This window comes from Bradyrhizobium sp. SZCCHNRI1029, from assembly GCF_032487555.1.
Classification (GTDB): Bacteria; Pseudomonadota; Alphaproteobacteria; order Rhizobiales; family Xanthobacteraceae; genus Bradyrhizobium.
In genome coordinates this window covers 278,896-291,953 of record NZ_JAUEUK010000008.1, presented here as the reverse complement: position 1 = coordinate 291,953, position 13,058 = coordinate 278,896, and the positions used below count along the sequence as shown (strand labels likewise).

The 13,058-nt window shown below is 66.0% G+C and carries 9 protein-coding genes; 5 read left to right on the top strand and 4 right to left on the bottom strand.

The genetic code is table 11. The features are described 5' to 3' along the window. Nucleotides 1-224 precede the first annotated feature (224 nt). Both adh and QW861_RS23485 read right to left on the bottom strand, forming a co-directional pair. Nucleotides 225-1,742 (bottom strand): aldehyde dehydrogenase, encoded by a 1,518-nt coding sequence (gene adh, locus QW861_RS23490; protein WP_315713938.1) that lies wholly within the window; start codon nucleotides 1,740-1,742, stop codon nucleotides 225-227. 147 nt (nucleotides 1,743-1,889) lie between these two features. Then, nucleotides 1,890-2,891, bottom strand: a complete 1,002-nt coding sequence (locus QW861_RS23485; RefSeq protein ID WP_316193535.1) for a helix-turn-helix domain-containing protein — start codon at nucleotides 2,889-2,891, stop codon at nucleotides 1,890-1,892. 328 nt (nucleotides 2,892-3,219) lie between these two features. Between QW861_RS23485 and QW861_RS23480 the strand changes: the two genes are divergently transcribed. After that, nucleotides 3,220-5,409, top strand: a complete 2,190-nt coding sequence (locus QW861_RS23480) for a methyl-accepting chemotaxis protein (RefSeq protein ID WP_316193534.1) — start codon at nucleotides 3,220-3,222, stop codon at nucleotides 5,407-5,409. An 85-nt stretch (nucleotides 5,410-5,494) separates the two neighbouring features. Here QW861_RS23480 and QW861_RS23475 read toward each other — a convergent pair whose 3' ends face one another. Together QW861_RS23475 and QW861_RS23470 are read right to left on the bottom strand one after the other, a co-directional pair. Further along, entirely contained in the window at nucleotides 5,495-6,976 is a 1,482-nt protein-coding gene (locus QW861_RS23475; protein WP_315713935.1) for an outer membrane protein, read from the bottom strand. Between the two features lie 1,108 nt (nucleotides 6,977-8,084). Beyond that, nucleotides 8,085-9,065, bottom strand: a complete 981-nt coding sequence (locus QW861_RS23470) for a catalase family peroxidase (protein ID WP_316193533.1) — start codon at nucleotides 9,063-9,065, stop codon at nucleotides 8,085-8,087. Between the two features lie 284 nt (nucleotides 9,066-9,349). Between QW861_RS23470 and QW861_RS23465 the strand changes: the two genes are divergently transcribed. From QW861_RS23465 to QW861_RS23455, 4 genes are all read left to right on the top strand, one after another. Continuing rightward, nucleotides 9,350-9,877: a ParB N-terminal domain-containing protein gene (locus tag QW861_RS23465; protein ID WP_316193532.1), complete on the top strand. Its 528-nt coding sequence runs from the start codon at nucleotides 9,350-9,352 to the stop codon at nucleotides 9,875-9,877. A gap of 132 nt (nucleotides 9,878-10,009) precedes the next feature. Further along, nucleotides 10,010-10,258 carry a DUF4396 domain-containing protein gene (locus QW861_RS34055; RefSeq protein WP_410052249.1) on the top strand — a complete coding sequence of 83 codons (249 nt, stop codon included), beginning with the start codon at nucleotides 10,010-10,012 and terminating at the stop codon, nucleotides 10,256-10,258. Between the two features lie 258 nt (nucleotides 10,259-10,516). Continuing rightward, a complete protein-coding gene (locus QW861_RS23460) occupies nucleotides 10,517-10,879 on the top strand; it encodes a hypothetical protein (protein WP_315752625.1) in 363 nt (120 codons plus the stop codon). Nucleotides 10,880-11,135: 256 nt separating this feature from the next. Further along, the gene (locus QW861_RS23455) at nucleotides 11,136-13,010 is read left to right on the top strand and encodes a pyrroloquinoline quinone-dependent dehydrogenase (RefSeq protein ID WP_315713929.1); all 1,875 of its coding nucleotides are present in this window, start codon (nucleotides 11,136-11,138) and stop codon (nucleotides 13,008-13,010) included. The last annotated feature ends 48 nt before the right edge of the window (nucleotides 13,011-13,058 follow it).

Sequence of the window (13,058 nt, the reverse complement as noted above, 5' to 3'; positions counted from 1 at the left end):
GAGGTCCGCCAAACGACAGAGACCGCCCGCGGCAGGGACGGGACGCGCCGGCTCGATGGTCGGCGTTGGGTCTGGACCGCTGGCCGGAGGATCGCATCGGCCGTCGCCTTGTCGGAAGATGTGGCACAAGGACCAGGAGGTGCGTACGTGACGCCACGCAACCTCGTGAGACGCGCACGGGCCGGTCGGGGCGCTCATGCCCGACCGGCCCGGCGCCCCCTGCCTCAGAAGAAGCCGAGCTTCTTCGGGCTGTAGCTGACCAGCATGTTCTTGGTCTGCTGGTAGTGGTCGAGCATCACCTTGTGGGTCTCGCGTCCGACGCCGGACTGCTTGTAACCGCCGAACGCCGCATGCGCCGGATAGGCGTGATAGCAGTTGGTCCAGACGCGCCCCGCCTGGATGTTGCGGCCGAAGCGGTAGCATGTGTTGGCGTCGCGGCTCCACACGCCGGCCCCCAGGCCGTAGAGCGTGTCGTTGGCGATCGCCAGCGCCTCGTCCTCGGTCTTGAAGGTCGTGACCGAGACGACGGGTCCGAAGATCTCCTCCTGGAACACGCGCATCTTGTTGTGTCCCTTGAACACCGTCGGCTTGACGTAATAGCCGCCGGCGAGATCGCCGCCGAGCATGTTGCGCTCGCCGCCGATCAGGAGCTGCGCACCCTCGTTCTTGCCGATGTCGATGTAGGACAGGATCTTGGTGAGCTGCTCCGAGGAGGCCTGCGCGCCGATCATGGTGGCGGGATCGAGCGGGCTGCCCTGCACGATCGCTCCGACGCGCTTGAGCGCACGCTCCATGAAGCGTTCATAGATCGATTCATGGATCAGCGCGCGGCTCGGGCAGGTGCAGACCTCGCCCTGGTTGAGCGCGAACATCACGAAGCCCTCGATCGCCTTGTCGAGGAAGTCGTCGTCCTCGGCGCAGACGTCCTTGAAGAAGATGTTGGGCGACTTGCCGCCGAGCTCGAGGGTAACCGGGATCAGGTTCTGCGACGCGTATTGCATGATCAGCCGCCCCGTCGAGGTCTCGCCGGTGAAGGCGATCTTGGCGATGCGGTTCGACGATGCCAGCGGCTTGCCTGCTTCGAGGCCGAACCCGTTGACGACGTTGAGCACGCCCGGCGGCAGCAGGTCGCCGACGATCTCCATCAGCACGAGGATCGAGGCCGGTGTCTGCTCGGCCGGCTTGAGCACGACGCAGTTGCCGGCGGCGAGCGCGGGCGCGAGCTTCCAGGCCGCCATCAGGATCGGGAAATTCCACGGAATGATCTGGCCGACGACGCCGAGCGGCTCGTGGAAGTGATAGGCGATGGTATCGTGGTCGATCTCGGCGATCGAGCCTTCCTGCGCGCGGATCACGCCGGCGAAATAGCGGAAGTGATCGATGGCGAGCGGGATATCGGCGGCGGTCGTCTCGCGGATCGGCTTGCCATTGTCCCAGGTCTCGGCGAGCGCGAGCTTGTCGAGATTGGCCTCCATGCGGTCGGCGATCCGGTTGAGGACCATCGCGCGCTCGGTGACGCTGGCGCGGGCCCAGCCGTCCTTGGCGGCATGCGCGGCGTCGAGCGCGGCCTCGATGTCAGAGGCATCGGAGCGCGCGATCTGGCACACCGGCTGGCCGGTGATCGGCGAGATGTTGTCGAAATATTTGCCGGCGTTGGGGGCCTTCCAGGCGCCGCCGATGAAATTGTCGTAACGCGCAGCGAACGGCGGCTTGAACGCCGCATTGACGTCAACCTTGGTCATCTGTCTCTCCCATTCACGCCGATGCACACGGCGTTGGAGACAGGCTCGATCAAACCGACGCAACAGACCAGAGGCCGGAGCGAGCGCGTCCGAGGAAGTGTCGCAGTTCTGCGACATCTTGGCTGCGATTCGACAGCCGCGGCGCGTTCACCGCTCGAGCCCGAGCCGCTTCATCTTCCGGTGCAGGGTGGCGCGCGACATGTCGAGCTCCTTCGCCGCCTTCGAGACGTTGCCGCCGGCGCGCGCCAGCGCGCGCTTCAGAACAGCACGCTCGGCGGCGTCGATGTCGTCGCCCTCGGTGGTTGCGTCCTTGATCAGGTCGCCGGCTGGCACCGGGCGCGCCAGCGCGGACGAAGAAAGGTTGAGCGCACGGCGCGCCGCCCGTGTGGCACCGATGACGAGGTCGTTGCGATCGACTGCCAGCAGCGAGTTGATCTCGCGCTCGCTGTCCGGCGTGAGCACGATGCGGGCGTGCGGAAAGGCCTGGCGGAAATTCTCCGCCTCGATCAGGCGCGCGGCATCCGCGACGGTGGTCGCGATCAGCCGGCTGAAGCCTTCGGTCAGATCGGCACGACAGGAGGAGACGTCGAGCGCGGCCTTGAGCTGACCGTGCTCGTCGAAGATCGGCGCCGTGGTGCAGAACAGGCGCGCGTTGCGCGACAGGTAGTGCTGATCTCGGTCGATGGTCAGCGGCCGCTTCTCGACCAGGCAGGTGCCGATGGCGTTGGTGCCCTCGCGCCGCTCGCTCCACACCGCGCCGGTCCACAGGCCCCAGGATTCGAAGGTGGCGTCGTCCCCGCGGGCGCCGCGGCGCTCGAGCACGGTGCCGTCGGCATCGGCGAGCAGCACCGAGCAGCCGACGCCCCCAACCGCCAGGAACAGCCGGTCGAGGCTCGCCTGCGCGATCGCGAGCAGCCGCCCGAGCCGCGCGCGCGCGTCCGCGATTTCGGCGGCCGTCAGGCGAGCCGGCAGCTTCGGCGTGGCGGGATCGAGCGCATGGAGATGGCCGGAGCGGCGCCATGATGCCGCGAGCGCCGAGACCGCCGGCGCGCCTCTGTCGGCTCTGCTGTCAGCGTCAGCCTTCGCATCCCCCTTGGCCAAGGCCGCCAGGACGCGATCCGAATGGGCATTCCCGGGCGAACGCCCCATGTCCCTCCTCCCGGCTCTGCCCGCGTTGGCGCAGCTTACTGCTAGACTAGCGCAACTACAGCACCGCGGTTTGACCGGCGTCAAGGAACGCCGACCAGGCTGCAATCCTTCGCTCGCCGCCGGGGCCGCGACCGATGCCTCACTTTCCCCGGACGACTACGGGGGTGTCGCAACACTGCGACACTCCCTCGCCCGAACTGGTCCGTGCGCCCTGAAATGGAGCCGGTGCCTTAAAGCGCATTAATCCTCAGTCCGGATGGTTCCCGCACGCGCTTCGCACCGACGAACGTCATTGCCCGGTGTCGCGAGGCAACCATGAGAGGGAAACATGCGCCTATACTTTGCGGCAATACGCTCCATCCAGACCAAGATCGCCTTGATCGCCGGCTTCTGCCTGGCGCTCACCTGCGTCATCCTGATCGGCTACGGTCTGTTCTCGACGCAGAGCATGAACCAGTACGTCAACCACGAGGTGATGCAGCTGGTCGATCGCCAGACCAAGGAGAGCCTGATGAACCGGGCCTCCACCGAGGCCAACGTCATCAAGGCCGAGCTGGAGGTCGGGTTCGACGCCGCGCGCACGCTGGCGCAGTCCTTTGCGGTGTTGGCTGACGCCAAGAACGGGACCGCCACGAGCGCCCGCCGCGCGCAGCTCAACGCCGTGCTGCGGCACGTGCTGGAGCTCAATCCCGCCTTCAACGGCACCTATTCGGCCTGGGAGCCCGACGGGCTGGACGGCAACGATGCGGCCTTCAAGGCCAACAAGGAAATGGGCTCCGACCACACCGGCCGCTTCCTCCCCTATTGGACGCGAAGCGCCGGCGGCGCAATCGCCGTGCAGCCGCTGGTCGAATACGACAGCAGCGAGCGCCATCAGAATGGCCTCGTGAAGGGCGCCTGGTACATCAACCCGAGCACCACCGGGAGGGAGAACATCCTAGGACCGCTGCCCTACATCGTCCAGGGCAAGCCGGTGTTCCTGGCCACGATGTCCGTTCCCGTCATGATTGACGGCAAATTCCGCGGTCTCGCCGGCGCCGACTACAATCTCGACTTCGTGCAGAAGCTGGCGGTCAAGATCAACACCTCGCTGTTCGACGGCAAGGGCAAGGTCGTGATCCTCAACGACACCGGCCTCGTCGTCGCCGACAGCGCCGACCAGAACGTCATCGGCAAATCCGCCGCCGAGGCCGACTCGCGCTGGGCCGACAGCGCCGCCATCGTTCGAACCCGCAAGGGCACCGTTCTCGACGAGCCCAACAATCCCAACGTCGACATCTACGCCCCGATCACATTCGGTCTCACCGACACGCCCTGGTCGGTCGTGATCTCCGTCCCGCGCGACGTCGTTCTCGCCTCCGCACGGCAGCTCGACGCCTCGCTCAGCGGCCGCTCGACCAACAACACGCTGTGGCAGCTCGGGGTCGGAACGGTGATCACGGCGCTTGCGATCTTCCTCATCTGGGTGGCGGCACGGGGCATTGCCCGTCCGATCCAGGATTGCGCCGCGTTTGCCAATGGCATCGCCAAAGGCGACTTCAACCAGACCCTCACCATCGAGCAGGCCGACGAGGTCGGAGCCCTCGCCACCTCCCTGAAAGCCATGCAGGGCGACCTGAAGCAGAGCATCGCGCAGCGCGCCGAGGACCAGGCCGCCGCCGACGCCCAGCGTCGCCACGAGATGAGCCAGATGGCGGATCAGTTCGAGGCGTCCGTCGGCAGCATCGTCGAAACCGTGTCGGCTGCCTCGAGCACGCTGGAGACGTCGGCCGGCTCGTTGAGCGCCACCGCGGAGCGGGCGCAGACGCTGGCTACGACGGTCGCCGTGGCATCGGAGCAGGCGTCCACCAACGTGCAGTCGGTGGCGTCCGCGACCGAGGAGATGGCCTCCTCGGTGACCGAGATCAGCCGCCAGGTGCAGCAGTCCGCGCGCATGGCCAACGAGGCCGTCACGCAGGCACGCTCCACCACGGGGCGGGTCGGCGAGCTGTCGAAGGCGGCCGCGCGGATCGGCGACGTCGTCGAGCTCATCAACAGCATCGCCGGCCAGACCAACCTGCTCGCCCTCAACGCCACCATCGAGGCGGCACGGGCGGGCGACGCCGGACGCGGCTTTGCCGTGGTCGCCACCGAGGTCAAGGCGCTTGCCGAGCAGACCGCGAAGGCGACCGGCGACATCGGCCAGCAGATCGCGGGCATCCAGACCGCCACCCAGGAGTCCGTCGGCGCGATCCGCGAGATCAGCGAGACCATCGAACGCCTGTCGGAGATCTCGGCCACCATCGCCGCCGCAGTCGAGCAACAGGGCGCGGCGACGCAGGAGATCTCACGCAACGTCCAGCAGGCGGCCCAGGGCACGCAGCAGGTCTCCTCGAACATCACCGATGTGCAGCGCGGCGCAAGCAGCACCGGGACCGCGTCCTCCGAGGTGCTGTCGGCCGCGAAGCTGCTGTCGCGTGACAGTGGCCGCCTGAGGGACGAGGTCGGCAAGTTCCTGAGCTCGGTCCGCGCGAGCTGAGCGCCGGCCGACCAAAACCGAAAAGGCCGCCTGGATGAGCCAGGCGGCCTTTGTCGTGTGGGATGCAATGCGTCTGCTGCTGATCTCAGCGGCCGCCGCGCGACAGCATCTCGAAGCGGTAGTTGACACCGACCATCGCCGTGTGGAGCTGGGTCTTCTGGCTGACGACGTTCGGCCCTCCGGTGATCGCGGCTGCTCCCGGCAGCGTGCCGGTCACGGTGCCGAAATCGGCGTAATCATATTCGGCGAAGGCCGACCAGTTGCGGGCGAACATCCACTCGACGCCGGCGCCGACCGTCCATCCGCTGCGGTTGAACGCCACGCTCGCCGACTGCCCGGTGGCGGTGTTGACGACCGAAACGTTGGTCCGTGTCCACGCCGCACCACCGCGCACGTAGGCCAGGATCTCAGGTGTCACGAGATAGCCGGCACGCACCGTGGCGGTGTAGAGGTTGCTCGTCCGCGTGTTCATCGTCAGCGCCGGCCCGAGCGGGCTCGACGCGTTGATGATGCCGATATCGGCCATGGCCTGGATGCCGACGACGAAGCGGTCCATCTGATAATCGCAGCCGAGCTGCAGGCCGCCGATGACGTCGCTGCCATTGCTCGAGATGGCGGTCGGAATCTGCACGGCAGCGACGGGCAGCGGCGCCACGTTGCCGCCGCCTGCCACCGGCGGCTGGTTCTGCGGCGGCGGGTTGCCATTGTTGCCCTGCGGCGGCGGGTTCGGCTGGCCGCCGCCATTGTTCGGCGGCGGATTCTTCGGCGGCCAGGGCTTGTCCGGATGATACGGCCATCCGCCATGATGGTAGTTGCCGCCCTGCTGCTGCCAATGATCCTTGTCGGGCTGCTTGTCGCCATAGCCGCCCTTGCCGTCATCATTGTCGCGCGGCTTGCCGCCCCAGCCATAGCCGCCATGCTTGTCGTCGTCGCGTTGATCCGGCTTCAGCCAGGCGTAGCTGTCACGCTCGCTTTTCAGCGGCTGCTTCGACCAGCCGAAACCGAGTGGCTTGTCGTATCCGTCGTCCTTCTTCCCACCCCATCCGGAAGCCGGCTTGTCGTGATCGTCCTGCCGATCACGGTGCAGCCAAGCCGATCTGTCGGAGTAGCCGTTTGAATGCAGCTGCGACCAGCCGCTCGACTTGTCATGGTCGTCGTCGTGATGCTTGTCGAACCAGCCGCCACCATATTTGACGTCGTTGTAGTTGTTGTCCTTGTTCTTGGATGGCGCCGACGGCCAGGACGACTTGTTGTCGCCGCCTTTCGATCCAACCTTTGGCCAGTCGTGATCCTTGTCGCCGTACGGCTTGCCGGGCTGCCACCAGCCCTTGTCGCCGCGCTCACAGATCGGGGGCTTTTGCGGCGGCTTATGCGGCGGCTTCCATCCGCCGTTATTCCCGCCGGGGTTGTTCGGCGGCGGCGGGTTCGGCGCAGGGTTTGCAACCACAGGCGGTTTGACCACAGGCGGGTTGTTCGCGTTGCCGACCGGCTGCTGCACGGGCTGAACGGGCGCGGCGGCGGCATTGGCGACCTGGCTCCACGTCTGCTGCTGGCGCGACCAGGCCATCCCGGCATTCGCGCCGGCATGGCAGCCACTCCACCTGTAGGCGAAGACGTCAGGCGGCGGGAGCGGGGGAGGCAGGGCGAGATCAGTCGCCCAGACCGATGTCGTACTTCCTGCGAAAGTAGATAGGCAAAGGCATACGCCAAATACGCGACGCATCGAACTCACAACTCCTGAACACGTGCCGCAACAAACGGCGGCCGCATCAGGAGGGTGAGATTGTGTCGCGAACTGAATTGAAAAATGTCATTCGGAAGGAATGCAGATCGGGCCCCCGACGCGATCGAGATTCGGCTTTGACTGTTGCACGCAAGATGCAGGATTCTGGCGAAAAGAAGCAGCGCGCGACACGATTGCGACAAACGGCGCGATGCGCGATGCCGTCGCGGCTCATGAGTTCATTCGTAGACGAACGTGCGCACCGAACTCACTGGAGGCGCAGCGCGCGGCCCCGCGCTCGACGGCATGCTTCCTGATCGCGCGCACCTCGCGATCGTCGTCCTTCACATCTACTACACGCCTCGATTGCATCACATCGAGCGGGGCGGCACATCGGCTGCACGGTCGCCATCGTCTTCGACGCGCCGACGCTCGGCGGTCCATGCGTGTCGACAACCCCTGCTCTTGGTTTCGCCGTTATCGCGCAGCTTGTGCGACGTCATCGATCGGGAGAGAAAGCGGCGGACGCCGCCGCAATCGCACCGAATGAGGCGTGGCTTCGTCAACGTTGCGGCAACTCATCGGGGGCGCGTGCCGCGAAGCATCCATAATTGCGGCCGGTTGTGTCGTGCTCACTCGCCGGGCTCGAAGGCCCCGCAGAGGGTGTCGATCCGATCCTGCACTCCGAAGAGATGCACCCATTTCCGCTCGTTCTGGATTGCGATGAGGATGGAACGAAGCTAGGTCACGGCCGATCGCGTCCGGAAATACGGATTTGAGCTCGCCGCCAAATCGTCCGGTCATCAGCACAAGCGCCGCCTGCGGCGCGCAGCATCATGGCGGGGCTCGCCTCGGCCATGACGACAGACTGAGGCCCGTCAGGCGGATCAGCGCAGCGTGATCCGCCGCACCGCGCGGTGCGCACGGCACATGGCGTGTCATGCCACCATCATCACGGATTGCGCCGGGAGAACGAGATGGCATAGGCGCCGTTGCGGATGTCGATCATCGGATCGTCGGAGGCCTCGATGCCGTCGGTGAGCTGGCCCGGCAGGAACAGCAGCTTCTTCTGCGCGGCGTCACTGTCTTCGACCGCCTTGTCGATCGTCAGCACGCCGAGCTCGACCAGCTTGCGATCGTCAGGCCACGGCTTTGCCGGATCCTTGGTGTCGTCGCCGGCCGCGGCGAGCTGCGCCTTGAAGCGGAACGTCACCGGCCCCTGCTTCAGCCGCGCCGGCAGCTCGGCCATCAGGAAGTCCGGCGCGCGTTTCGCCGCGTCCTCCTGGTCGATATGCACGACCTTCTCCGGCAGCATCTGCCAGCGCACCGCCTGCTTCTCGCCGGCCCTGTTGACGAGGACGAAGGCGTTGACGCCGAAATAGGCCTCGTCGGCAAGACTGTCCGGCGTCGCGATGGTGCCGAGCGCCGCCGGCACCGAGGGATGGCTGGCGACGAACTGCTCGAGCCTGGTCGGCTTGGCCGCGTTCGGTCCAGAGTCCGCGATCGCCAGGAACAGATCGCGCAGCTCCGCACCGGTCGAGACGGGGAAGAATTTCAGCGAGTTGATCACGAGGTCCATGTCGCTGCCGTCGGCGAGATGAAACTTCACCGCCATGCCGTGCGGATTGGCGTCGCCGGATCCGTCCGGCAGGTTCGGCACGCCGGTGGAGTCCGAGAACCGCACCGTCACCGGAATCTCGCCGCCGCTGAACAGCGACGCCTTGCTCAAGGTCGTCGCCTCGGTCGACGGCTTGAACTTGCCCTCGACCACGACGCCCTTGGCGTGATTGGCGCGAAAGCCGGCGTGCACGCCGAACACCTTGTTCATCGCGTTGACGAGTTGCTCCTCGACCGGCGGTTCCTGCGCGAGGGCAGCGGCGGGCAGCGCGAGAGCAATCCCGGCCAGCGCGGCAACGAGTGTGCGTATCGTCATGAGCGGCGTCCTCCTGTATGAGCGATGCAGCATAGCAGCATGAATTGACGCGTGAGCGATTTTCGAGCGCGGCCGATTGGGCGCCGATCACAGCGGCATGATCCACCTTGCGGTCTGACAGGAGCCATCACGCCCCATCACCGCTCCTTGCGGCGAGATGGCGAATGTCTCTATTGTAGCCGCACGTGCCCGGTCTGCCTCCCTCCGCCCTGCGGTGCGGATCCGGGGATCGTGCCCCCTCCGACCCTGACGCCGGACGGCGCGCCCACGACGGAGTTTCGACTGTGTCCGCACCGGAAAGCTTCCCCATCGACAAGATCCACATCCCCGACAAGAAGCGCAAGGCGCTGAAGCAGGACGCGGTCGACGCGCTGGCCGAAAGCATTTTGGAGGTCGGCCAGCGCGAGCCGATCCTCGTCCGCCGCGACAAGGACCATTTTGTCCTGGTCGAAGGTCTGCACCGCCTCGAAGCCTGCAAGGCCCTCGGCGAAAGCGCCATCATGGGTCTGCTGATCTCCGCCGAGGAAGCCCGCCAGCGCGAGCTGCCACCGCCGCCCGTCGATCCGGAGCGCGAGAAGATGGAGCGGCTGCGCAAGCTGCGGCTGGAGAAGGAGGAAGCGGAGAAGCTCACAACGGCGCCGAGGGGCGTCTCTGGCGCCCATGCCGCGACGCGCCCGCGCGGGCCGACGGAGACGACGAACCGGAGCAACAGGACTGCCACCGCGAAGCCATCGCGCCCCGGACAAGGATCGTCGCCCCGGACCTTGTCGGATTGGATCAAGCAACAAGAGCGCAGCGGCGGGCGATACTGACGGTTTCAACGCGCGAGTTCCTCCCCGGCCACGGTCTGATTGAGCGGCAGTCCGTCTGGCGGGTCAGCGCAGCGTGATCCCCGGCAGCCTCTCCGATGCGCCTTGCGCAGCGGGTATTTCACGATTGCGCCGATGCGAGGTCTGTCGCTCGGCCAGGGGCTTATCGCGGCCGCCAAGGCCGATACGATTTCGATCGCGTCTTGGCAGGTTGGAATGCACGGCGTCACACTTGCCATTTCCACGGCCTCCGACACGTGCTCGGCACGCGACTGGAGGTCTACGGCTCGTGAAGGTCAGCAGCCCGGAGTTCCGTGCTCCTGGGTTCCTTCCCACCCGGCGAACTGGTGGCTTCTGACTCGGGGCTCGAAGGAGAAGAAGTAGCGACCTCCGCGGCCGATCGAGGCCCGTTTGGTATCGAGCTGCGGATTGTCTCACGCCCCCCGCTATACCGACAGTGCCAGAGATAGTCCGCCATGCGCCGAGGAATTGGGTTGGCAAACCGGATGGGGGCCCTTCTCGGCCCCGAACGGGTACGGATGCGGCGCGTGGAACCCCTGCTTCGACGAGACATTCTTTTCTCGTCCGTTGAATCACCGCCGCTGCCCCGCGCTCGTCGGCCATGAATCTTGGAGCGTTGACTTGACCTCATTTGAGCAGAGGCCGCTCGGCCCGATCATCATCCTCGTGGCAGCCGCCGCCGGCACGCTGCTCGGCCTCTACGACTACCTAGCTCCTTTGACCGGGGTCACTGGCGCCCCGGGCGCGTTGCTCGTCATCGGATCCAGTCTGGCACTCGTCGTCGACGCCTTCGTCCTGTGGTTTGGTCGAAGCGGGTGGCTCTTCTGGGTGTTCTGGTCCCTCGGGCTGCTCGGCGCGCTCGGCACAATAACCGCCGCCTGCTTTCTGCATGCGTGGTGGCTGGCGGCGGCCACGGTCGTCGCACTCGTCGGATTGATTGTGACGCTTGCCGCCCCACCCCAGCCAAGAAGAGCCGTGGCATGAGAATCCGTTCATTCTGCCGTAGCGCCCCATTTGCGGCGCTCACGCTGCGGTCATGGTCGCGCTGCCGCCGGCGATTGCACAGAACGACACTGCTCATCCGGCTGCCACCCCCGGAAGCATTCCAGGCCCAGAGCAGCATGGGCCTTCGAGCACTGACTCGGAGCAGCCCCACAGCAATGCCGGTCGCGCATCGTCAGCACCGGGCAACGAGCAATCGGGAGCTGCCGACGCAGGCGCTCAGCTGCCGTCCGGCAGCTTGCCCACGCCGAAGCCGATCCCGCTCGTCCCGACCCATGCCGTCTGGAATACGTTTCACGGTCAGCTCAATGCCCAGAAGTACTCTCCCCTGACCCAGATCACAGCCGACAATGTCCGATCGCTGGTAAAGGTGTGGGAGTATCACACCGGCGACGTTTCGGATGGGTCGGGCAAGCTGCCGACCAGCGTCTGGTCCGCCACGCCGATCTTTGCCAATGACACGCTCTACATCGGCACGCCGTTCTATCGCGTTGTTGCGCTGGAGCCCGCGACCGGAAAGGTCAAATGGACCTTCGACTCCAAATCGACGCTCAAGGCCTTGACCCAGCCGGCGCTGAAGAACCGCGGGGTCGCCTATTGGGAGGCAGCGAATCCCGTCGCGGGCCAGCCGTGCCAGAAGATCGTCTATCTCGGCACCATGGACGCGCAGCTCTTTGCCATGGACGCGGATACTGGCAAGCTCTGTCGTGATTTCGCGAACGGCGGCGTCCTCAACGTCGATCAGTGGAACGACGTGAACAACAAATATCCGCTTTCGTTGCTTCAGCCGCCGACGGTCGCGGGCAATCACGTGATCCTGGGCTGGGCCGGCAAGGACTGGGCCTATGCTGAAGCACCGCCCGGCACCGTATTCTCGCTCGATCCGCAAACGGGCAAGCGACAATGGTCCTTCGCTACGCTGCCGCCGAAGATCGCGTCCCGCACCGGCACCGCCAATGTGTGGACGGGCATGTCGGTCGACGAGGGACTTGGATTGGTCTATCTCCCGGTCTCCAGCCCCTCCCCGAACTACTGGGGCGGCAACCGCACCGAGCCGATCCCGTTGGCCACATCGACAACGGCCCTCAACCTCGAAACCGGCGAGGTCGTTTGGTCTCGCCAGTGGGTGCACCATGACATCTGGGACTACGACATCAACTCCGCGCCGACGTTGATGGACATCACCGTCGATGGGAAGCAGATCCCAGCGCTGATGCAGGCAACCAAGATGGGGTTCCTCTTCGTCGTCGACCGACGCACTGGCAAGGACGTCTGGCCGATCGAGGAGCGCAAGGTGCCTGGTGGCGACGGCTCGATCCAGGGCGAAATCTACGCGCCGACGCAGCCGTTTCCGATCAGGCCGGCGCCGCTGCTCGACCAGTCGAAGAAGCCTCCCATCTGGTGGGTCGCCGACGCCCTCGGGCTCGGCCAATGCTCGAGGCTCTGGAAGAGCCTCAATTACGCCGGCATGTACTCGCCGCCGACTCACAAGGACAGCGGCGTGCTCGCCTATCCCGACTCGGCCGGCGGCGTGCAATGGGGCGGCGTAGCCTTCGATCCGCGCGGCAAGACCGCGATCGTCAACTTCTCGCACGTGGTGCAATCCATCAAGCTCTACCCCCGGAAAGAATATGAGCAGCGCGCAGCCGGCTCGGGCAACGAGCAAGGCTTCTATCCTCAAGAGGGTGCGCCATACGGCATGTCACTCGACAACGCGCTGAACTGGCTCGGCATGCCCTGCTGGAAGCCGCCATTCGGCGAGATCGCCGCCATCGACATGACCACCGGTGACATCAAATGGCGCCGTCCCATCGGCGCCTCCCAGAAGTGGGGCTTCTACATGCCGGAGTCGATGGGATCGGTGACGATCGGCGGCCCGGCGGTTACGGCCGGAGGCGTGATCTTCATCGGAGCCTCGATGGACGCCAAGGTGCGGGCCTACGCGCTGGCCGACGGCAAGGAGCTCTGGTCCGACATCGTCCAGGCCCCCGCGGTCGCCAATCCCGCCGTCTATGAGTACAAGGGCCGCGAATACGTCGCCTTCATCGCGGGCGGCAACACGATCCTCAAGGACCAGGTCGGCGATCAGGTCGCCGTCTACGCTCTACCGTAGTGCGGCGGTGCTCGCCAGCTGGCTTGCGCTGAACCGTAGCGGAATGGC